This window comes from Peribacillus deserti, assembly GCF_002863585.1.
In the GTDB taxonomy this organism is placed as follows: domain Bacteria; phylum Bacillota; class Bacilli; order Bacillales; family DSM-1321; genus Paraperibacillus; species Paraperibacillus deserti_A.
The window spans coordinates 177,363-198,986 of the sequence record NZ_PGUY01000002.1; the positions used below are offsets into that span (position 1 = coordinate 177,363).

The window sequence follows — 21,624 nt, forward strand, 5'->3', positions numbered from 1 at the left end:
GTGAGGGTTCTACAAATTAATTCTGTCTGTGGTGTTGGAAGTACAGGACGAATTGCTACTGATATACATGCTATTTTAATAGGACAGGATCATGAAAGCTATATTGCATACGGTAGAAATAACCCTTTAAATTGTGACCATGCTATACGGATAGGAAATAAAATTGATAATTATATTCATGTAGCTAAGACAAGGATATTTGACCAACATGGTTTTGGATCAAGGGAAGCTACTAAGAAGTTTATTAATAAATTGAATGAACTCAATCCTGATGTTATTCATCTGCATAATATTCATGGGTATTATATTAATGTTGAAATATTATTCGAATACCTAAAGGAAGCAAATAAACCAGTTGTTTGGACTTTACATGATTGCTGGGCTTTTACGGGGCATTGCGCACATTTCGACTATACTGGCTGTGATTGTTGGAAAGTTGAAGGTAATCATAAATGTATCCAAAAAAGGAGTTATCCTTCAAGCTTCCTAGTGAATAACTCACCATCTAACTATAAAAGAAAAAGTAAGGCATTTACTGGGATCAATAATTTAACAATTGTTACACCATCCCTTTGGTTAGCCAATCTAGTCAAAAAATCATTTTTGAAAAATTATAGAGTAAAAATTATTAATAATGGAGTAGACCTGAGTGTATTTAAACCAGTAAAAAGTGGTCTTAGAAAAAGGTATAAAATTGAAGACAAATTTTTAATACTGGGTGTTGCAAATGTTTGGACTGAAAAAAAGGGATTTAATCATTTCATACAACTATCTAAGAAACTAGAGAATAACGAAGTAATTGTTTTAGTTGGAGTTACTGAACGGCAAAAAAAATATCTTCCCGAAAACATTATTGGAATAAATAAAACTAATAGTATCCAAGAGTTAGCCGAAATCTATTCTCATGCAGACGTATATGTTAACTTAACTTTAGAAGAAGTAATGGGGCTAACAAATATTGAGGCATTAGCCTGTGGAACACCTGTTATTACATTTGATTCTGGTGGTAGTGTTGAGTGTATAGACAGTAAAACTGGTATAGTAGTTGAAAAAGGAAACCAAATAAAGTTATTTGAAGAAATTCGAAAAATTAAAAATGAAAAAGTAAAGTTCCATAAAGAGTCTACTATTGAGCGTGCAAAGAGTATGTATGATAAAACAATACTTTATAATCAATATCTAGATTTATATCAAAATGTATTAGAAGGTAATATTGAATAAATTGATTAGGTTATATTTTTTTTTGCTTTTAAAGTGTTAAGTATCATTATAAGTGAGTATAATTTCATTTTATATTTATATCAATATAATAAAGTCAAGTAGAGTAAATGTTATTTTTAACCCATGAATAAGGTTAAGGTTTAGTTAATAACTTGTAAATTTTATTCATAGAATTTTAAATGCTTTACCTTGGATTTATAAAGTTTACCTGTTATCTCGCAGATTAAGGAGTAAAAATGAAATGGAATTTGCATTAAAATACAGGGTAAAAACCAATATGAATATATTTATTCTTTCGTGGTTTTCATTGCCATATTTAATTACATTTATGTGGTTGAATAATACTAAATATATTTTTAATACTTTAATATTTTTAGCTATAATGTACTTTTTTGTTTTTAAGATGATTCATAAAACATCGAATGAGCTAAAAATGAATTTAACAATTATACCTATAATATTTGTGCTTAAATTAATGATTTCAATATTTATATCCTATGTTGGTTGGATACCGATGCTTGATACAAATTCCATCAATTTTGGTTATGATCCTCAGCGATATTACTTTCAGGCTTATGAACTGTTTCAAAATGGATTTAATATTAATAATGTAGCTCAAATTAATTATACAGGTATAATTTACTATTATTCATTAATATTTGGGATCGTTGGTCACAACCCTATCATACCGTTATTGGTAAATTCATTTACCACATTAATTACTTGTTTATATCTATTAAAGATAATTAAATTTTGTTATCCCAATGTAAAAAATACTTCAGCAGTTGGCTTATTTATGCTATTACCAGAGATAATTTGGTACGATATTCTAACATCTAGGGAATCTATATGTATGGCACTACTAACTGTTAGCATCTACAAGTTAATTGAGATACTTTTTATTGATAAGAAGTTAGTTACAAAAAAACTCTTATTATTCATTTTTACAGTTTTAATGCTAGGAATTATTAGAACTAGTTTGTTGCTACCAATAGTTATTTTATTTTTTATGTATTGGTTGTTTATTAATTATAAGCAAAACAATAAAAAGTCTGGATTTATTTTAGTGCTAATTATTTCAGCTTTACTATTAATAATTCCAAGTGTCACCTCAAGTATAGGATCCTACAATTTTCACCTTGAAAATGTGGTTGATAGGGTGTCAACGAATACGGTGGAAGATGACTCTAATTTAAATTGGAGTAATAATTCAATAGGTAAATTACTTGTAGCAGATAATTTTATAGAGAATGTTATACTTACACCACTTCGGGTCTTTGTTTATTTAATGGCACCACTTCCTTCCATTAATGTGGATATTGTAAAATTATTCAATAATGACTGGGCTGCTTGGCAAAATCTACTGACTGTTATGTCATCCCTTATTTATATTTTTTCTTTACCCCTTATATTTGCAGCGATAATTGAATATATAAAAAGCAAAAATAAATCAAACTTAGTTATGGTTTTTCTACCAATTTTAATATTGATGATAACAATCGCTGCAGGCACACAGATTATTCACGAAAGATACAGGATAATTGCAGTTCCATTTATATATGCCGTGATATTAATCGGTAAAAATAGTAAAAAAGGAAATAAAAGATTAGGTCTATTAATTTGGTTTTGTATATTAATAGGTATGGGGCTAAGCTATTCTATCTTAAAACTTATCTAAAAAAGTAATTTATTGGAGGTACCCCATGGAATTAAAGAAAAAATTAAAAAAGATAGATTTTATTTATGATTGTAATGCCTATATTAAATCAAGGATTTTGAAAAGAAATGCAAGAAAAATTGAAAAAGAATATAGAAATAAAACCAGCAAATTAAATTATAGTGAGGAATTAGTAAAGGATATTTTCTATAAGAAAATAAGGGATAGAAAGATAACTTTAAATAAGGAAGAGCTAGGAATTGTATGGATCGGGTCCAATAAAGAGCAGGACTATTCAGGTTTTATTCAAGGGTTGAGAAGGTACGGAAAAGTTTTTGAATACATGGATGAAAATGGAGATTATTTATTAGAAAATCAGAAAGAAAAATTCAATCAAGAATTAATTCATAGAAATGATGATAGACTCTTAAAGTTCATTAACGATATTTTTGAAAATGGAAAAAAAGTCGATATTTTAATAGGTCAATTTTGGGGCAATTGCTTTTCAGTAGAGGTACTAAAAAAAATCCAACAAATGAAAATTATTACAATAAATGTATCCATGGATGATCGACTACCAAATTTATGGAAAAAGAGTAATGGTATTTATCCTGGAGTTTTGGGACTAGTTCAAGGCTTAGATTTAGTTCTTACAACCTCTTCTGAATGTTGCGCTAGGTATTTATATCATAATTGCCCAGCTCTATACTGGCCATTAGGAAGTGACCCACATATTTTCAAGCCTTCACAAAAAAAGATATAGACGTTTGTTTTATTGGTAATTGCTACGGAATAAGAAAAAAAATAGTAAATGGGTTAAAAGAAAAAGGAATATTTGTTACAACCTATGGAAAAGGATGGGATAATGGACCAATAGGACCAAAGGAATCTGCTGAAGTATTCGGTAGATCTAGGATAATTTTAGGAATTGGTACAATAGCCTATAATGAGGATATGTATACATTAAAACTAAGAGACTTTGATGCAACAATGTCTGGTGGTCTATATATAACCCATAGGAATCCAGATTTGGCTAATCTATTTAAAGAAGGCTATGAGGCAGAATATTACTTAACGGTTGAGGAAGCAGCAAAAAAAATTAAATATTATTTAGAAAATCCCGCAAAAACTGAGGAAATCGGAATCAATGCATATAATAAAGCAAGAGAAAAATATACTTGGGAAAGTAGACTAAAGGTAGTATTTGACTTTATTAGAAGTTAATATACACGGTTAAATCATTGGGAAATGAAACCATAAAAAATGTGTTTGATTGGAGTTACTTTATGAAAATATTGTGGTTATGCAATATACCTTTACCTAGAATATCTAAGGCATTATCAATGCCTGCGTATAATATTGGTGGTTGGTTAAGTGGTCTCTCGGAAAGTCTATTAGAAGAAAAAGACATTGATTTTAATATTTGTTTTCCTTTAAAAGGTGAAATGAATTTAGTAGAAGGTAATGTAGATGGAATAAATTACTTCGGTTTTCCTTCGAAAAATAAAAATAACTATTCGTATTTAGAGGAAACTTTCAAATATGTTATTAACAAAGTCAATCCTGATTTATTGCATATTTTTGGGACCGAAAATCCTTATGCATTAACAATGATAAATGCATTTAATAACCCTGAAAAAACCGTAATAAATATTCAAGGTTTAGTTTCTGCAATATCCAAACATTATTATTCTGGTCTGCCCTACAATGTCGTATATAGATACACTTTACGGGATATAATTAAAAGGCAAAATATTGTATCAGATAAGAAGAAATTTGAAAAAAATGGACATTATGAAAAAGAGGCAATAAAAAAGGTGAAAAATATAATCGGAAGAACGGATTGGGATAAAGCTTGTTCTACACAAATAAATCCTAATGCTAGTTATTATCATCTTAATGAAATATTAAGAACAGAATTCTACAACCATGAGTGGGATTTAAATAAATCAGAAAGAAATTCAATATTTATAAGTCAAGCAATGTATCCTATTAAAGGTTTACATTTTGTAATAAAGGCATTATCTTTAGTTGTTAAAAAATACCCTGAAGTTCATTTGTATATAGCAGGTAGTACAATAAGAATCGGTGAAAGGAACCTTAAAGATAGATTGCTGATGACTTCTTATGCAAAGTATGTGACAAGTTTAATATCAAAATACAACCTAGAAAATAATATAACCTTTACAGGTAGCTTAGACGAAACTAGCATGTGTAAAAGATTTTTAAAATCACATGTTTTTGTATCAGCTTCATCATTAGAAAATGAATCTAATTCCTTAAGTGAAGCAAAAATTTTAGGTGTTCCATCAATCGCGTCATATGTCGGTGGAGTAACTGACCGAATAAAACATAAGCATGATGGGTTTTTATACCAACATGATGCCCCATATATGTTGGCTTATTATATTTGTGAAATATTTTCAAATGATAAACTAGCTAATGAAATTTCAAATAATGCAAGGATAAAAGCTTCGGAAATTCATGATAGAAAGATTAATAAAACTAGGTTATTAGAAATATACAAAGATATACTAAGCACAAATATATAAGATGTCTTAAAAATATTAAACAGGAATTGATTTATTAGGATATATAAATTAATTCCTGTTTAATACTTATGTTAATTTTAATTAATAAGAGGAAGCATTATATGAAGATAAGTAATTCTAGGGCTATTGTCAAAAATATGTCCGTAACCTTGTTATACCAAGCTGTCTCAATTAGTTTTGGATTTCTGTTACCCAAAATGCTTTTAGAAACATATGGTCCGTCTATACATGGACTAACCTCTACAATAGCAAACACTATGAATTATATAATGCTATTAAATGCAGGCTTAACAACTGCTGCAATACAGTCGTTATACAAGCCGATTAGTGAAAACAATACAAAAAGTCTTAATCAGGTCTACAATGCAATAAAGAATTTTTATTTTAAAACAGGACTTGCTTTTGTTATAGCTGTATTAGCTGTCGCGTTTATTTTACCAATGATAATAGGTAGTGAAGTAGACAAATCTATTGTTTTTTTCTTAATGATTATAATGGGAATGGAACAAATATTAGATTGTTTCCTAATTAGTAGTTCAAGAGCTTTATTACAAGCTGATCAAAAAATGTATATTACTTATCGTATTAATATTTTAGCGTTTCTAATGCGAGGAATAATCCAAATAATTTTAATTAGCAATGAGGCTTCAATAATTTTTGTCCAAGTAGTACTACCAAGTTTAGTATTGTTTAGATTTATTTTTATGAATTGGTTTATAAAAAACAATTACCCAATGCTAGATTCTAAGGTTAAACAAGATAGAAGTGCTCTATCAAAACGTTGGTCAGCATTTGTACATCAAATTTCAGGACTAATTTTGAATAGTACAGACGTAATAATTTTAACCATCTTCATCAATCAAATTACTGTTAGTATATATTCTGTTTACCAATTGGTAGTTAGCTATCTCTATAGTTTTCTCCTTACTATTTTTTCAACTAGCAGTGTAGCAAGCTTTGGGAACTTAATAGCTAAAGGTGATCAAAATATTCGAAAAAGATATAATCAATTTGAATTGATATTTTTTATGGTTATTTCAATATTATTTTCGGTGTCTGCTGTAATGATATTACCTTTTGTATCATTATACACATCAGGAGTCAATGAGGTAAATTACGTTGATAAAATATTGGGTTTATTATTTATAACAATTGGTCTCTTTAATAGTTTGAGAGTTCCAGCACTTACTATAATTGATGCGGCTGGCCATTATAAAGAAACTCAAAATAGAGCTATTATAGAGATGTTAATAAATATTTCTGTTTCTTTAATCTTAGTTAATTTTTTAGGGATATATGGAATTTTAATAGGAACCATTGCTGCGTTTCTTTATAGAACAACAGATATGATAATTTATGCTAATAAATATATTATAAAACAAAAACAATATAAGAGCTTTTCGAGAGTTCTACTTGTTTTTTTATTAATAATAATTAATTTATTTATTTTCAAGTACTTGGTAATTTGGGAAGTTACCAATTGGCTAGAATGGATAATACAAGCAAGTATTGCAACTATAATTTCAATAATAACAACTATTGTGTTGAATTATATAAAAGAGAGAAATGCAATTTTAGAATTATTTAAGACTGTGATGAACTTGATTAAGTTTAAATAGTACTCTAATGACTATATTCTATAACCGTTGGATAGCCTTTTTATTTTAATGAAAATAAGGTGATTTTATGAAGGAATTAATTTCAGTAATTATGGCCGAGCACAATACAAAAAAAGACATTCTTAAAAAGAGTATTGATAGTATTTTGAATCAATCATATCAAAAATTTGAATTAATTATAGTGAATGACGTAACAAACGCAGAAAACGAAAAATATTTAAATTATCTAAAGAACCTAGATAACAGAATCAATATTATTTCAAATAATACAAATTTAGGATTGGCAGCAAGTTTAAATAAAGCTATTAACTATTCAAAAGGTGACTACATTTTTAGAATGGATACAGATGATATAGCCTTACCATTTAGATTTGAAACTCAAATGGAAATATTAAATAAAGGTGAAGATATTGTTACCGGGAGAGCTTTAGTAATTGATGAGAATGATAATATTATTGGAAAAACTAAGAACTTGCCTTTTTATAATATTATAAAAAGGTTTATGCTTTACTATTTATGTGACAATGGTGTTATTCATCCATTAATTGCGGCTAAAAGGAAGGTTTTTCTAGAACATAAATACGATGAGAATATAAAATATGCACAAGACTTTGAATTATGGTTACGGATGTCTAAAAAGTATAAAATTTTCTTTGATAATTCTGTTTTATTGAAATATAGAATGCCCCCCAAAAATATAAATGAAAACAAAGTACTAAATCAATATAGAACACATCAAAAAGTGACAGAAGTTTATGTAGGTCATAATCTTATCAAGATGCTAGGTTCATACTATACGCTAAAGAAAATAGAGAAACTAGTTTGTGAAAAGTTAGGGATTTCTAAAAGTATTTTAAAGGAAAGAATTGAAAAGAGTAGTTGAAATATTTCTAATCATAATATTAGGCATTTAGAAAATTATGCTTTATATAGTCGTACCTATAATTCTAATTTATAGGGTTATAAACGACTACGAATTAAGTCTATCTACATTATTTGGATGAATAAATATATACTGATTAAATTTTGGGCAGAGAAGAAAATATGTACAAAAAACAGAAGCAGGACCTAGTTTACGTCGGTTTTATTGCCGGCGATTGTTTAGCTGAATAGGCCATCTAGTAACCTGTGTTGATATAGGTGGAAAAAAGTTGACTTAATAAAGTCTGGAGTTTCTTAGAGTTTCACCAACCCAAAAAAAAGAGAGTTATAGGGGGGGAGTTAATTATGTATAATAAACTGAAAAGTTTAATTAGAAAATACCGGATATCTACACATGTAATTGCAGTATATCAATTAGTGAAAAGTCACATACTATTCCTCATAGTTAGAGATGAGAAAACAGTAAAATTCCAATATAGGAAAATGATGGGACGAGAGTTAGACCTGAAGAACCCAATAACATTTAACGAGAAAATTCAATGGCTAAAATTAAATGATAGAAATCCTGATTACTCTAATTTGGTAGATAAATTAGAAGTCAGGAGTTATGTAAAAAATAAAATTGGTGAGCAATACTTAAATAAGTTGTATAGAGTTTTTAATAATGTAGATGAAATCTCTATTGATAAGCTTCCTGGAAAATTTGTGTTAAAAACCACACATGACTCTGGAGGTATAATAGTATGTAAAAATAAGAATGAAGTTAATTGGGCAACAGAACTATTAAAATTTAGATTGCGACTTAAACAAAACTATTACTTCTTATCAAGAGAATATCATTATAAGAATGTAAAGCCAAAGGTTATATGTGAAGAATTACTAGAAGATAACAAATATGGTGACCTATTAGACTTTAAAATCTTCTGTTTTAATGGAAAGCCAAGCTATATTCAAGTAGATATTGATAGATTTACTAATCATAAAAGAAATTTTTATGACATTAATTGGAATCTAATGGAATTTAAGATGGTGTATGAAAATTCTAATAAAGTAATCGAAAAACCAGAGAATTTAGTAGAAATGCTTAGTTGTGCAGAAAAATTATCGGAGAACATAATATTTTGTAGGGTAGATTTTTTTGAAGTAAATCAAAAAATAATTTTTGGGGAGATTACGTTTTTTCCTGAAGCTGGATATGGAAAAATTACTCCGGAAGAATATGAGATAAACCTTGGAGAATTGATAAAATTAAAGTAAAGGTAAAATATATATTTTAGTTTTATTGAGACCCATGGGACCAGATACCCGCTTCAATAATTATTTAATACCTAACTTTTCAAAAACATTGGTGGTTCCCTTACACACAAAGGTTTCTATTTAATAATCAGCAGATTCCTAATAGGTAGTTATTTCGAAACCTAACGTGGTAAGAATAATTACCTTTTTATCTACTAATCCTAACGTAACAAGTTGACAGTAAAGAAGCTAAAAAGTGTCCAGATAAGGATAAGTTGGAAAATGGGTAACTTAGGTAATACTTGGGATGCAAGTAAAGTTTACTGGAATACTTATTACCTATACGAGGTTGTCCAAAGGGTATTTAAGTTCTAGTGACCGCAATTAGTAGAATAAAAGCAGATGGTAAAGGTTCTTATCTTAATCTCAATATTGCATTAATAGAAAGGAAAGTACCCTAGTCTAGGAGTTATATATGTATTGTAAGCAATAAATGAAATTAATAGAAAGAGGGGTAGGGGTATGAACAAAATTGCAGTAGCAGGCACAGGTTACGTAGGTTTAGTTGCTGGCGTCTGTTTTGCTGAAGTAGGCCATAAAGTAACTTGTGTAGATATAGATGAAAAAAAAGTGGAATTAATGAAATCCGGAGTTTCTCCAATTTATGAAACAGGTTTAGAAGGATTAATGCAAAAGAATTTTACTGCAGGAAGAATTGATTATTCAACGGACTATAAATCAGCTTATAAAGATGCGGATGCTATCTTTATCGGTGTTGGTACACCAGAACAGCCTGATGGTTCCGCTAATCTCTCATATATTGCGACTGTTGCTAGGCAGATTGCTGAGTCGGTAGAAAAGGATTGCCTAGTAGTTGTAAAATCTACTGTTCCAGTCGGGACAAATGATAAAGTAGAACAGTTTATACAGGACTTCCTAGTTAATGATGTAAAAGTAGAAGTAGCATCTAATCCGGAATTTTTGGCACAGGGTTCTGCAGTTTATGATACACTACATGCGGAGAGAATTATCATTGGGACTGAAAGTACATGGGCAGAAAAATTGTTGATGGAAATTTATGAACCGTTCGATTTACCAATTGTTTCAGTAAATAGAAGATCAGCAGAAATGATCAAGTATGCATCCAATGACTTCCTTGCCTTAAAAATTTCTTATATGAATGATATTGCAAATCTTTGTGAATTGGTAGGAGCGGATATTCAAGATGTTGCTAAAGGTATGAGTTTTGATGAACGTATTGGAAGCAAGTTTTTAAATGCGGGTATTGGCTTTGGTGGATCATGTTTCCCAAAAGATACAAAAGCACTGAATTATATTGCTAGACAAAACGGTTATGAACTTAAAACAGTAAAAGCTGCAATTGATGTTAATAAAGAGCAAAAGACAATGTTGTATAAGAAAGCTAGTAACAGGCTTATTACCTTTAATGGTCTTAAAGTAGCTGTACTCGGTCTGACATTTAAGCCTGGAACGGATGATTTGAGAGAAGCTGCATCTCTTGAAAATATACCATTATTATTACAACAAGGTGCAGATATATATGCATTTGATCCTGTTGGAGCAGAGAATTTCGCTAAAGTTCACCCAGAAGGTAAGAATGGCAAAGGTAGCATTACCTATGTTTCCAATATCGAGCATGCTTTGGAGGGTGCGAATGTCTGCTTTATCTTTACTGAATGGGGAGAAGTAAAAGCATTGACGCCTGAAACTTATAAGAAGTTAATGAGAACTCCTCTAGTATATGACGGCAGAAATATTTATCGTGTAGAAGAGATGCAAGAAGCAGGTGTGGAGTATCACTCGATCGGAAGGAAATCCGCAGTTAGAGAAGTTATTAAGGAGTCGAAAAACCTTGAATTACAAAACTCTTGATCCTAATAAAACATATCTAATCACTGGAGCAGCTGGTTTTATCGGATACTACTTATCTAAAGGACTACTCGAACAGGGCTGCCAGGTTATTGGTTTTGATAACGTCAATGACTACTATGATGTGAACCTTAAACATACTCGGTTAGGAAAATTGGAACCTTATGAGAGGTTTACTTTTATCAAAGGTGATATATCAGACAAGGATTTGGTATTAAAGACATTTGAAGAGTACAAGCCGAATGTTGTAGTAAACCTAGCTGCTCAAGCAGGAGTAAGGTATTCAATAGAGAACCCGGATGTCTATATTCAAAGTAATATCATTGGCTTTTATAATATCCTTGAAGCTTGCAGATATAACCCAGTGGATCATCTTGTATATGCGTCATCTAGTTCAATTTATGGTGCCAATAAAAAGGTTCCGTTTGAAGAAACAGATTTTGTTGATAATCCCGTTTCACTATATGCATCTACTAAAAAATCAAATGAATTAATGGCACATACGTATAGCCATCTTTATAAGATTCCAGCTACGGGGCTTCGATTCTTCACAGTTTATGGCCCTATGGGTAGACCAGACATGGCATATTTCGGATTCGCAGATAAGTATTTTGCAGATGAGCCAATTAAGATATTTAATAATGGTGATTTTGAAAAAGACCTTTACCGTGACTTTACTTTTATTGATGACATCGTTGAGGGGATCGAGCGACTATTAAGTAATCCACCTGAAGGTGAAATTCAACATAAAGTGTTTAACATTGGAAATAACAGCCCTGAGAAACTGATGGTGTTTATTGAAACTTTAGAAAAGGCACTAAGTAAGGCTCTTGGCAAAGAAGTACAATTTGAAAAGATTTTTGAACCGATTAAGCCAGGTGACGTACCGGCTACTTATGCTTCGATAGATCAACTGCAGAAGGCTGTGGGCTTTAAACCGGAAACTTCGATTGAAGAAGGACTCCAAAAATTTGCCGATTGGTATGTAGATTATTATAATTTGAGGGACTAAAAACAATTACCCGCTGGGCCTTAGTGATTACGGCCACTGAAATGTACCACAAGTGACATCTTTCTTACCACCTAATGACAAGAAATGTACCAGCAAATGACAGACTGTTTACCACTTTACCTTCTGTATAATTAGTGAGCACACCTACGGGTGTGCCATTTATTGTTTAGGAGGTATTTTTTGTATGATTCATTATCGAAAGATATTGGAATTACACGATGAGGGGATCAGTCTTAGAGGCATTGCCGCAAGTACTGGTAACTCTCGTCAAAAAGTAACAGAAGTCCTCGGTCTTGCCGAAAAAAAGGGATTGGTCTGTCCGTTAGAGGAAGAGATGACGGATAAATGGATTGAGGAGTTTCTCTTTCCAGAGAAGACTTTGGAGGCTTCAGGTCGACAACCATTGAACTTTGACTATATTCATGAAGAGCTGGCAAAGCCTAATGTGACGCTTTCACTTCTCCACCATGAATATGAAGCGGAGTGTAGAGTGAATCAAAAGATTCCTTACTCATATCGAAGTTTTCTACGTCATTACAGCAATTATGCAGATAAGTACAAAGCGACTTTGCGTATTCGCAGAAAACCAGGCGAAATTATGGAAGTCGATTGGGCCGGATCCACAGCTTTCATCATCGATAGAGATACTGGGGAGAAAGTAAAGGCTTATGTGTTCGTGGCAACACTGCCGTGCAGCCAATTCTCATATGCGGAAGCAAGCTTATCAATGGATTCACATTACAAATCGCTAAGGAACTTAAGATTTCGAGACCAACCGTCTATAAATATTTAGAAATGACTTTGGAGGAAGCAATATCATACACGGACCAACCTCATGGGAGGAAGAAGAAATTAGACAGCTATAAAGACTGGATACTGGCGTGGTTAGAGGAGTACCCGCACCTAAGTGGGGCACAAATTCATGATTGGCTTCTTGAGAGATACCCCGACCTAATCTTCGATGGGAGTACTGTGAGGTCTTATGTAAAAGAAGTCATAGAAATCTACCAGATTGAGAAGAAAGTGATTCTTCGTCAATACGAAGCAGTACCTGAACAGCCAATGGGGAAACAACTTCAGGTAGAGTGGGGAGAAACGAAGCAGAAGACCACTGACAATAAAGAGATTAAACTTTATTTTATAGCGTTTGTACTCGCTCACCTTTGGCATAAATATATGGAATGGCAGACACGTCCTTTTACCAAAAGAGATGCGATCCGGTGTCATGAAAATGCATTTCAATTCTACGGAGGTCGCACAGAAGAAATCGTATATGATCAGGATCATTTAATCACAGTCAGCGAGAATGCTGGGCAGCTGCTTTTAACAACTGAGTTTCAAAGTTATGTGAATGAACGTAAGTATAAAGTTCACTTATGCAGAAGAGCGGATCCGGAATCTAAGGGTATGATTGAAAATGTGGTGAAATACATAAAAGGGAATTTCGCAGACAGTCGAGTTTTCAGCGACTTAGAGGATTGGAACCACCGGGCATTACAATGGCTTCAGCGTACCGGGAACCATCAGGTCCATCAAACAACGAAAAAAAGACCAGCAGAAGTGTTTCTCCTCGAAAAGCAACACTTACAGCCAGTCTCTTCGTTACTTTCTTATGAAAGTACCAATAAATCAATTATAACAAGAAGCGTAAGTAAGGACAATACGATCCGTTACAAGTCAAATCGCTATTCCGTTCCACTTGGGACTTATCAAACAAATTCTGAGAATCTTGTTTTGATTGAAGTCAAAGATGTAGAACAACCAACACTCGTAGTTCGAAAGCAATCAGAAGGTTAAATTATTGCCGAGCATAGCATCAGCTTAGAAAAAGGAAAGCTAATTCAAAATCGTAGTCACACTCGAAATCGCTCAAAAGGGATTGAAGAATTTAAACAACGACTGATTTCCTTTTTTGAGAATCAAAAACATGCAGCTATTTATTTTGATGAGATCAGTCAAAGATACCCAAGGTATCGGCGTGATCAATTCACTGTTATACATCAAGTGATTAAAAAGTATCCAGCGTTAATTGATATGGCGATGACCAAGTGCACGACAGAAAAGCTTTATAGCGCCAACGATTTTCGGGATATTGTATATCATCTATATACATCGAACCACCAGCCTATTCAGGAGATAGAATCCTTTCACTCCAAATCAGCAAAACATTCTACCATTAAGGCCTCTACTCGATCATTAAATACGTATACTAGCATACTAGGAGGCCGTGCATGATGAACAAAACTGTAAATGAATTGCAAAATCATTTTCGTCAGTTACGCTTATCAGAAACCGCGGAGAAGCTACCTCAGCTTCTTCGTGAGGCTAGAAAGCTTTATGGACCTACTTAGAATTTTTAGAGTGCATTACGGGATATGGACTAGCAAAGCGTGAAGCAAAAAGCCTTGAAAAAAGAATGAAATGGGCACTCTTCCCTTTCGAGAAGTCATTAGATGAGTTTGAACTGAAAGGTCAAAACGTTCTAACTGCCCGTCAGCTAACACAACTCAGAGAAATAAGCTGGCTGGAGCAACAGTACAACCTAATTCTATTGGGTCCACCCGGCATTGGAAAAACGTATATAGCAATTGGGCTAGGGATGGAAGCTGTTCACAGAGGATTCCATGTCTATTTCGTCACAATGGGCGAGCTTGTACAACGAGTATCTGAACAAATCAAAGGTACAACTCAAACGGCTTAGAAGTGCTGACTTAGTCATTATCGATGACTTAATGTTTATGGCGATGGGTCAGAGAGATGCGAACCTTTTCTTTCATTTGAGCAAATAGCTCATCACTTAATAGGTGGTGGGCTTTTTTGTTTGCCTTCATCTATAAATAAATCTATTACGCATAGTATCTATTTTTGCATAAACATCATTATATAAAGATAAAAAATAGGGGTTATATACAATATATAGTGTTTTGTGTTTTGGATTAATTCTATCTATAGTTTTTTATCTTTATCGAATCATGGGGTTTTCATTAAAAAGGAAAATATTTACACGTTAGATTCGAAGTCAGAGCTTTTCCTAACGATTCTATCCTCCATGGCACAGGAAAAAAGCCGCAGTGTTCATCATTCGGCCGGAGCAGCTGTACTCCTCTAAACTGCAGCAGATCCTTTCTGCCATACAAAGTGCTCACAAACAGGGAAAACCGATCGATATTATTTCGGTCATGGAACAACTGGGTGTACAAACCCTTGAAAGCATCGGCGGGATTGGGTACCTGACTGATTTAGCAGGCAGCGTTCCGTCTGCTGAGAGCTTGTCCTTTTATCAGGAAGTGGTAAGTTAATTGGTGAATCTCTAAATATATCATTAACTTTTCCTTCATTATGCTCCTCCTACAAACTGATAAACTCAGTTTACAGGAATGAATTTATTGGCGAAAAGTGTTCATTGGAAGTGAGCAAAAACTGTTCACTTTATTTTAGCGGTTACAGCTGGAAGGGCAACAGATAAAAGACAAGGCAGGAGTCATCCAGCAGGATCTTGTCAGCCTGTATCATGAATTCGAAAAAGACCATGGGGAATCGGCATCCCTTCTGGTTATGGAAAGCTGGACGCCCTGACAGGCGGCTTTCAGGAGTCTGATTTAATCATTATTGGTGCACGGCCGAGTGTCGGTAAAACGGCGTTCGCTCTGAATCTTGCTTACCAGGCTGTCTGTTAAAGATGTTAGTCTGATATTTTCTCTAGAGATGTCAAAGAAGCAGTTATTAATCCGTACAGCCGGCATGATTGCGGGAAACAATTCGAGATAAATGAGAAACCCAAGGCGCTTTTTCGATAATGAACCACTGGGGGAAGCTTTCTCGGGCAATGGGGAAGCTATCCCAGACAAACATGCACATATTCGATGAGGCTGGAATGGACATGCCTATATTCGTTCACAGGTAAGAAGTGTAAGAAGAGAAAGTGGCGATGAAAAGAGAATTCTGGTGGTCGTCGACTACCTGCAGCTCATATCGGGAGAGCAAAAGTACCGAGGGCAGAACCGGCAGGCAGAAATCAGCGAGCAGCCGAAGCCTGAAGCATATGGTAAGGGAAATGAATGTAGTGGTGATTGCTCTGTCCCAGCTGAGCCGGGCCGTTGAAAGCAGACAGGACAAGCGGCCCATGCTTTCTGACTTGAGAAAAAGCGGGCAGATCGAGCAGGATGCAGACTTGATTGCACTATTGTATAGAGAGGATTACTACCATAGCGAGGTGGAAGAAGATAATAAAATGGAGGTTATCATTGCGAAGCAGCGGAACGGGCCGGTGGGGACAGTGAAGCTTGAGTTTGAGAAGGAGATTGGGAGGTTTGTTTGTTGATGGCAATCTTATTTGGGCTTTTTTATGTCGTGTTAAAAATAGTTAATTCACGATGTGTTGAGTATTTCTTGACCTATCCTTATGTTAGCACCTATTGCAAAGTACGTTTATAGGGTCTAAAATACCTTAAACACTTAACCTATTAAACAGATTTTAATATAGTAATAAAAAATGTTCTATTCCAGAAATTTTATACCTCATTTAACAGAAAATTAAATCGGAAAAAGATAGAAAGAGCTTGAATGGAATGCAACAAAAAGAAATGTGTGTAATTTGTGGAGTTGGCAGGTTAAAATTCAAATGGCTTTACCATATAAGCGGATTATGGAATATAAAGATAGGGCATCGGAGCGTACATATCGATGCCTTTGTTATTTACAGGGTATAAATATTGTAAAAACTTTTTAAAAGCACTGTTAAGCATAAGACTTCCGATAAGTTAGAATAATTTCCGCTATTATGAGGAGATTGATTATGCACAATTTTCTCCGATTGCGAATTATTGCTAGTTCGAAATTTTTATATTTTTAGGCATTCTTTTCTTTAACAAAACAAAAATGTTATGCCTAATTTTTTCTGTATGCTTTTCCGTAAGCGAGCCAATTAACCACGCATACAAAAGAATTGCAATAACTATTAATGGTTTGATAAGAGTTAACGCTATTCCTTCAAAACTCCAAATTGACGTTCTCCATGCAGAATAAAAATAGACCAACGGATAATGCGTTAAATACAATGTGTAGGAAAATCCGGCTAATTCTTTTCCAAGTGAAGAAATCTTATTTTTACTGCCATCATTGTTATTAAAAAAAGAAACAACCACAAATAAGAGTAATGCAAATGATGCGCCAACACTTAAATCAGCTACAAATTGTTTTCCTGTCCCTTGAAAAGTAGGGTTGTTTATTCCTAATAAATAGTAAACTAAATATAAGGAAGTGAAAGCCAATATAATTGTAAAAGAGAAAATTAAAATTTTACTCTTTTTTGATTCAATTGCAAGAGGTTTTATAAGTGGAATAACTGCCCCAAGTAACCAAATCAAGAAATAAAGCATTATACGCTGTCCAATGAAAAAAGAAATAGCTAAGAAAATCATAAAGTAAATAATTTTAGTGATAGTTCTGTTTGAATAAATCATTAACAATAAACAAGGAAATAACACGTAATACCAAAATTCATAATTCAGGCTCCACAACGGCCCGTTTAAACCATAAGTTTCAAACTCAATCCCTTGCAAAAAAAATACGTTACCCAAGAATGTTTTAAAATCTAAAAAATCATTTATATTTCTGTTTACAAAAATAAGACTAGATTCACCAAAAGCACCTAATTGAATCTTTGCCCAAAAAAATGTTAATACCAAGCACGGAATTAATACTACCCACAATCTTGTTAATCTCTTTAAAAGATATTGTCCCCAAGACCATTTATTGCGAGATATAGATTTCAGTACTGTTGATGAAATAAAATAACCACTTAAAACAAAGAATATCATAACTGCTTGGTATCCCGGTAACTGAATACCAAAGTGATACCAAAAAACTACCAACGCCGAAAAAAATCTCAAATAGTCTAAAATAACCGATGCTTTACTTTCATTTTGAACCGATGATATTACAGACAACATTATTCATCCTTTCGCTTCTTTTTGACGCTTAATTATATCATCATTTTCTGAATTATTTTCGACGTTTGAATAGAAAATGGAATTTCACGGGTTATTGAGTCATAAATTGGAACAAATCCCAGAGAATTGCCTGATCCATCAAACACTTGCATCTTTTTAACAACTGCTCCTAATGTGTTTCCAGCGGAGGAATTCCGGATTCCTAAACTAGCTACTCTAACACCCAACTATCTCCACCGTCTAAGCTAAGCCCATATGCCAGGCGATTTGTGTTTAAGGCAGCTAACATTTCCAATCGCCCGTCACCACTCAAATATACATCAAGGTGAAATACGTATTTACCACTTGTAAGCCCTGTTACTGTGGTCTTTACCTCGTCACTCCATGTGTAGCAGTCTATTGAAGTACGCTTATATATGTTTCCTCCGGAGTTATACCACATGATAAATTGTGTTCCGTCATGAACTACTGTCGGCGACATCATAATCGGTGTGTTAGAGCTTGTAATCACAATTGAGGCTTTGTCCATGTTACACCGTCTAATGATGTTTTAAGGTGTATCTCGTCATGATTTGGCGTTGATTTTAAATCTGATAATCTGTAGAACAAATATAGTTGATTGTTGTAATGGACTAGAACTGCATCTGAATAATAACTAGGCGATCCTACGGCTGGGGTTATCGGATTAGTTAATCCGCTAGGAACTTCCCAAATCAGTCCATCATGACTTGCTAAGACTTCCGGGTTTCCTAGTTGGTTATTATTATCCTTATACGGGGACATAACCATCCAGTATCTCCACTTTGCACTACCGAATCCACTTTCAATAAAGATGACATCAGGGTGAGTGGCTTGACCTGTACCGTCAGAAGTTTTTATATCAAGTAAAACAGGGGAGTGTCGCGTATATGATTGAGCATTTAATTCTTCTTCACCAGCTCTCCTACCCCTACCAAGCATTTCTACTTGTGGCGTAATTTTGGCCAACTGTGAATTAACTTTATTCGCTAATCCCTTTGCAATTAAATCAGCCATTACGCCACCCCCTTACCTTTGACGGTTACATTTCCACCAGCTACTGCAGAAACTCTAGCCCTTACAGATGCAAGACCTGTGATTTCAAAAGACCACAATTCTCCAGTTCCTGTAGTTTGTGTATCCATTGAGAAATCCGCAAGTTTAACTCCCTGAATTGGGTAATATGTGCCACTAACAATAGCTGGGTCGACTTGTGCTAGTACCTGTAATCTCAATTGTTAAAGTTTTAGCCGAACCGACATTAAAAACCGTCCCATTTCCAGTAGCAGTTGCTGCATCCTGCAGGGTAACATCTTGAACATTACTCCCCGTTAGCCTAAAATTTGTTTAAAAATAGAGCCTTAAGCATTTGGCGAAGGTGTTGAATGTAGTGGTAATTGCTCTTTCCCAGCTGAGCCGGGCCGTTGAAAGCAGGCAGGACAAGCGGCCGATGCTTTCTGACTTGAGAGAAAGCGGTCAAATCGAGCAGGATGCAGACTTGATCGCACTCTTGTACAGGGAGGATTACTACCATAACGATAAAGAGAAAGACAATAAAATGGAGGTTATCATTGCGAAGCAGCGGAATGGGCCGGTGGGGACTGTGAAGCTTGAGTTTGAGAAGGAGATTGGGAGGTTGGTTGGTTGAGGGGGCTGGCGGCAGTCCCCTTTTTGTTGGTTTTTTTCTGCCCTTCCTTAGTAGTTAAAATTATGATTCTTAGATGACGACAAAAGTATCGGTTTCATAGTAAAGGTTTATCGACAGCTTTTTTGTATTAATTTAAGCTAAAGAGTGCTGCTATCAAGATAACAAATGTTAGCAGAGTTTTCTTAAAATCATGCAGCCATTGAATAAAGTGTCTAAGAATGTCAATTTATTGGAAATATTTATTGATTAGCTATTGGGTTTAACGTATACTAACTTAATACTGGGAAATAACCTGTTTTAAACTCCTCTTAGTGAAGTAAATCTTAAAACATATATTAGTAAGATTGAAGGTAATGTAATGAATATATTGAACGACAAATTCACTTTATTGCTGATGGAATATATAGAAAAAGACAAGATGAATAATAACGTAACTGTACGTGAATTAACCAAAGAAATATCACTAAAACTAAAAGAAATCATAGAGTCAGAAAACAGATAAGCGTTATTGTCATTAATATTTTTATACCTCCTGCCTCATATCTCCTATGTTAGAGCCTGTTCACTTAATTTACAAAAAGAAAAAAACACCTTGTAAGGTGCTTTTATCCAATTGCTTTATATAATAGCGCTTTGTTTTTATGATTTTCTAGCTTCTTGTAGAGTTTGATTCGCAGTTCACGGTCAATACAATCCTTAATAATCATTTCGATTTTCAAAGAGTGAAATCGATGCCAGGCATAACGGCTGCGGTTTAATAGCTTTTTCATACAAATTTTCCTCCTTGACATACAAATCGGACGGAGGTCCGTATTCGGCAACTGGCTGGCTTAGATGTACTTTAGCCCCTATAGTTTTGCGTCCCAGCTTTTCAGGCAGGTTTGCTCTTATCGTACGATTTGTTTCTTGATTTTATCTTAACAATTCACCCGAAGTAATACAATACTCCTAGGGTTATTTAGGTGTTGGGAAAAAAATAACCGAAACTCAGGAGAAAAGTCCCGAATAATAGGAGAAAAAGCAGGATTTTGTAGGAAGTATTAAGGAAGGATAATAGTATGGTGCCTTCTATATGTATAAAAAGTAGGGAAAATTTTCTTGAAACTGGTTCATGTGTGAAGCTGAAAGACCCCAAGTAAACTGTAATCCTTCTCGGCAGGAGAAGGATTACAGTTCTGTAGTTCATCGTTTCCATTTTGTTAATAAGGCATATACCATCCAAACCCCTAAACAATCGATAATCACATCATAAAGGCGGCCATCCCGGCCAAAAAAGAGCTGCAGAATTTCAGTGAAAAAGGCAAGGGCCACCGAAACAGCCACCGCATTTCGGTGGCTTCGAGTCAAGTTATAGACTAGTAAGTCCATGATTGCAAACCCAAGGAAATGTCCAAGCTTTACCATAATGAAATATTGATGAATCAGCGCTATATCAGTCAGGTAAAAAAATTCAATAAAGTGAGGTTTAGGAACCCATGTGAAGCTGACCGATTGGTTTGATAATAAAGCGTCCAGATTATCTGTCCACGTATGCAGACCCAGGAATAATCCCCATATAATAACAAGCAGCAGCTTACCTTTCAATTTCCATCACCACATCAAAATAGTATTTATATTATTTCATATTATCAAGTGGCAAACCATATGAATCTGGAGAATTAAAAAATCACCCTCGGAAAGGTGATTTTATACTGCTTTATATAGTAAAGCTTTATCTTTATGATTTTGCAGCTTCTGCTGCAGTCTGCTCCGGAGATCACGGTCAATACAATCCTTAATGATCATTTCGATATGAAGGGATTGGAATTGGTGCCAGGCATATTTAACTCGATTGATCAATTTTTTCATCGTTGTTCCTCCTTACTTTCCTAACACACAGGAAGTTGTCTGGCTGGACTCGACTCTTTATAAATTAGGTACCCGGAAGGACGATTAATA

Annotated in this window: 20 protein-coding genes, 3 pseudogenes and 1 riboswitch; of the genes and pseudogenes, 17 read left to right on the top strand and 6 right to left on the bottom strand. The window is 33.8% G+C overall.

Annotated elements, in window-relative coordinates; genetic code table 11:
* The 16 genes and pseudogenes from CUU66_RS01085 to CUU66_RS25265 all read left to right on the top strand — a co-directional run bounded on the left by CUU66_RS01085 (position 1) and on the right by CUU66_RS25265 (position 16,390).
* Entirely contained in the window at positions 1-1,221 is a 1,221-nt protein-coding gene (locus tag CUU66_RS01085; protein ID WP_101639835.1) for a glycosyltransferase, read from the top strand.
* A 241-nt stretch (positions 1,222-1,462) separates the two neighbouring features.
* A complete protein-coding gene (locus CUU66_RS01090) occupies positions 1,463-2,899 on the top strand; it encodes a hypothetical protein (protein ID WP_101639836.1) in 1,437 nt (478 codons plus the stop codon).
* Positions 2,900-2,924: 25 nt separating this feature from the next.
* Complete coding sequence (locus CUU66_RS01095; protein WP_101639837.1) at positions 2,925-3,641, top strand: hypothetical protein; 717 nt, start codon at positions 2,925-2,927, stop codon at positions 3,639-3,641.
* A gap of 41 nt (positions 3,642-3,682) precedes the next feature.
* Positions 3,683-4,102 carry a glycosyltransferase family protein gene (locus tag CUU66_RS25520; RefSeq protein ID WP_441339239.1) on the top strand — a complete coding sequence of 140 codons (420 nt, stop codon included), beginning with the start codon at positions 3,683-3,685 and terminating at the stop codon, positions 4,100-4,102.
* A 62-nt stretch (positions 4,103-4,164) separates the two neighbouring features.
* Positions 4,165-5,430 carry a glycosyltransferase family 4 protein gene (locus CUU66_RS01105; protein ID WP_101639839.1) on the top strand — a complete coding sequence of 422 codons (1,266 nt, stop codon included), beginning with the start codon at positions 4,165-4,167 and terminating at the stop codon, positions 5,428-5,430.
* Between the two features lie 101 nt (positions 5,431-5,531).
* Positions 5,532-7,049, top strand: coding sequence for a lipopolysaccharide biosynthesis protein (locus tag CUU66_RS01110; RefSeq protein WP_101639840.1), 1,518 nt, complete (start codon positions 5,532-5,534; stop codon positions 7,047-7,049).
* A gap of 67 nt (positions 7,050-7,116) precedes the next feature.
* Entirely contained in the window at positions 7,117-7,932 is an 816-nt protein-coding gene (locus CUU66_RS01115; RefSeq protein WP_101639841.1) for a glycosyltransferase, read from the top strand.
* 344 nt (positions 7,933-8,276) lie between these two features.
* Complete coding sequence (locus CUU66_RS01120) at positions 8,277-9,188, top strand: ATP-grasp fold amidoligase family protein (RefSeq protein ID WP_101639842.1); 912 nt, start codon at positions 8,277-8,279, stop codon at positions 9,186-9,188.
* Positions 9,189-9,689: 501 nt separating this feature from the next.
* On the top strand, positions 9,690-11,060 hold the full coding sequence (locus tag CUU66_RS01125; RefSeq protein ID WP_101639843.1) for a UDP-glucose dehydrogenase family protein: 1,371 nt from the start codon (positions 9,690-9,692) through the stop codon (positions 11,058-11,060).
* Positions 11,041-12,069: a GDP-mannose 4,6-dehydratase gene (locus tag CUU66_RS01130; RefSeq protein ID WP_101639844.1), complete on the top strand. Its 1,029-nt coding sequence runs from the start codon at positions 11,041-11,043 to the stop codon at positions 12,067-12,069. The genes CUU66_RS01125 and CUU66_RS01130 overlap by 20 nt, the downstream gene beginning before the upstream one ends.
* A gap of 184 nt (positions 12,070-12,253) precedes the next feature.
* Entirely contained in the window at positions 12,254-12,862 is a 609-nt protein-coding gene (locus CUU66_RS01135) for a transposase (protein ID WP_257967862.1), read from the top strand.
* Positions 12,760-14,304: pseudogene (gene istA, locus CUU66_RS01140) on the top strand (IS21 family transposase). The gene CUU66_RS01135 and the pseudogene istA overlap by 103 nt, the downstream one beginning before the upstream one ends.
* Positions 14,304-14,849, top strand: a pseudogene (locus CUU66_RS01145) (ATP-binding protein); the annotation flags it as partial. The pseudogenes istA and CUU66_RS01145, both read left to right, overlap by 1 nt.
* A gap of 291 nt (positions 14,850-15,140) precedes the next feature.
* A complete protein-coding gene (locus CUU66_RS01155) occupies positions 15,141-15,368 on the top strand; it encodes a DnaB-like helicase N-terminal domain-containing protein (RefSeq protein ID WP_101639845.1) in 228 nt (75 codons plus the stop codon).
* A 273-nt stretch (positions 15,369-15,641) separates the two neighbouring features.
* Complete coding sequence (locus CUU66_RS25260) at positions 15,642-15,746, top strand: DnaB-like helicase C-terminal domain-containing protein (RefSeq protein ID WP_441339240.1); 105 nt, start codon at positions 15,642-15,644, stop codon at positions 15,744-15,746.
* Positions 15,747-15,997: 251 nt separating this feature from the next.
* The gene (locus tag CUU66_RS25265; RefSeq protein ID WP_142383685.1) at positions 15,998-16,390 is read left to right on the top strand and encodes a DnaB-like helicase C-terminal domain-containing protein; all 393 of its coding nucleotides are present in this window, start codon (positions 15,998-16,000) and stop codon (positions 16,388-16,390) included.
* 505 nt (positions 16,391-16,895) lie between these two features.
* On the opposite strand, the gene CUU66_RS01170 is transcribed toward CUU66_RS25265, so the two are convergent.
* From CUU66_RS01170 to CUU66_RS24655, 3 genes are all read right to left on the bottom strand, one after another.
* On the bottom strand, positions 16,896-18,017 hold the full coding sequence (locus CUU66_RS01170) for an acyltransferase family protein (RefSeq protein ID WP_180955109.1): 1,122 nt from the start codon (positions 18,015-18,017) through the stop codon (positions 16,896-16,898).
* 510 nt (positions 18,018-18,527) lie between these two features.
* Positions 18,528-19,055: a hypothetical protein gene (locus tag CUU66_RS01185; RefSeq protein ID WP_101639849.1), complete on the bottom strand. Its 528-nt coding sequence runs from the start codon at positions 19,053-19,055 to the stop codon at positions 18,528-18,530.
* On the bottom strand, positions 19,055-19,183 hold the full coding sequence (locus CUU66_RS24655; RefSeq protein WP_257967863.1) for a hypothetical protein: 129 nt from the start codon (positions 19,181-19,183) through the stop codon (positions 19,055-19,057). The genes CUU66_RS01185 and CUU66_RS24655 overlap by 1 nt, the downstream gene beginning before the upstream one ends.
* A gap of 215 nt (positions 19,184-19,398) precedes the next feature.
* On the opposite strand from CUU66_RS24655, the pseudogene CUU66_RS01190 reads away from it, so the two are divergent.
* A pseudogene (locus tag CUU66_RS01190) lies at positions 19,399-19,686 on the top strand (DnaB-like helicase C-terminal domain-containing protein); the annotation flags it as partial.
* A gap of 605 nt (positions 19,687-20,291) precedes the next feature.
* Here CUU66_RS01190 and CUU66_RS23885 read toward each other — a convergent pair.
* From CUU66_RS23885 to CUU66_RS23890, 3 genes are all read right to left on the bottom strand, one after another.
* Positions 20,292-20,456, bottom strand: coding sequence for a hypothetical protein (locus CUU66_RS23885; protein ID WP_180955110.1), 165 nt, complete (start codon positions 20,454-20,456; stop codon positions 20,292-20,294).
* Between the two features lie 43 nt (positions 20,457-20,499).
* Positions 20,500-20,582, bottom strand: a riboswitch (cyclic di-GMP riboswitch).
* A gap of 286 nt (positions 20,583-20,868) precedes the next feature.
* A complete protein-coding gene (locus CUU66_RS01195; RefSeq protein WP_101639851.1) occupies positions 20,869-21,270 on the bottom strand; it encodes a VanZ family protein in 402 nt (133 codons plus the stop codon).
* 102 nt (positions 21,271-21,372) lie between these two features.
* Positions 21,373-21,534 carry a hypothetical protein gene (locus CUU66_RS23890; RefSeq protein ID WP_180955111.1) on the bottom strand — a complete coding sequence of 54 codons (162 nt, stop codon included), beginning with the start codon at positions 21,532-21,534 and terminating at the stop codon, positions 21,373-21,375.
* Positions 21,535-21,624: the final 90 nt, after the last annotated feature.

Bases quoted from the DNA above. Each gene is read 5' to 3' on its own strand.
- CUU66_RS01185 (WP_101639849.1), bottom strand. From the start codon at position 19,055: ATGGCTGATTTAATTGCAAAGGGATTAGCGAATAAAGTTAATTCACAG.
- CUU66_RS01120 (WP_101639842.1), top strand. From the start codon at position 8,277: ATGTATAATAAACTGAAAAGTTTAATTAGAAAATACCGGATATCTACA.
- CUU66_RS01095 (WP_101639837.1), top strand. From the start codon at position 2,925: ATGGAATTAAAGAAAAAATTAAAAAAGATAGATTTTATTTATGATTGT.
- CUU66_RS01110 (WP_101639840.1), top strand. From the start codon at position 5,532: ATGAAGATAAGTAATTCTAGGGCTATTGTCAAAAATATGTCCGTAACC.
- CUU66_RS01125 (WP_101639843.1), top strand. From the start codon at position 9,690: ATGAACAAAATTGCAGTAGCAGGCACAGGTTACGTAGGTTTAGTTGCT.
- CUU66_RS23885 (WP_180955110.1), bottom strand. From the start codon at position 20,456: ATGAAAAAGCTATTAAACCGCAGCCGTTATGCCTGGCATCGATTTCAC.
- CUU66_RS01115 (WP_101639841.1), top strand. From the start codon at position 7,117: ATGAAGGAATTAATTTCAGTAATTATGGCCGAGCACAATACAAAAAAA.
- CUU66_RS01090 (WP_101639836.1), top strand. From the start codon at position 1,463: ATGGAATTTGCATTAAAATACAGGGTAAAAACCAATATGAATATATTT.
- CUU66_RS01105 (WP_101639839.1), top strand. From the start codon at position 4,165: ATGAAAATATTGTGGTTATGCAATATACCTTTACCTAGAATATCTAAG.
- CUU66_RS25265 (WP_142383685.1), top strand. From the start codon at position 15,998: ATGAAAAGAGAATTCTGGTGGTCGTCGACTACCTGCAGCTCATATCGG.
- CUU66_RS01135 (WP_257967862.1), top strand. From the start codon at position 12,254: ATGATTCATTATCGAAAGATATTGGAATTACACGATGAGGGGATCAGT.
- CUU66_RS23890 (WP_180955111.1), bottom strand. From the start codon at position 21,534: ATGAAAAAATTGATCAATCGAGTTAAATATGCCTGGCACCAATTCCAA.
- CUU66_RS24655 (WP_257967863.1), bottom strand. From the start codon at position 19,183: ATGGATACACAAACTACAGGAACTGGAGAATTGTGGTCTTTTGAAATC.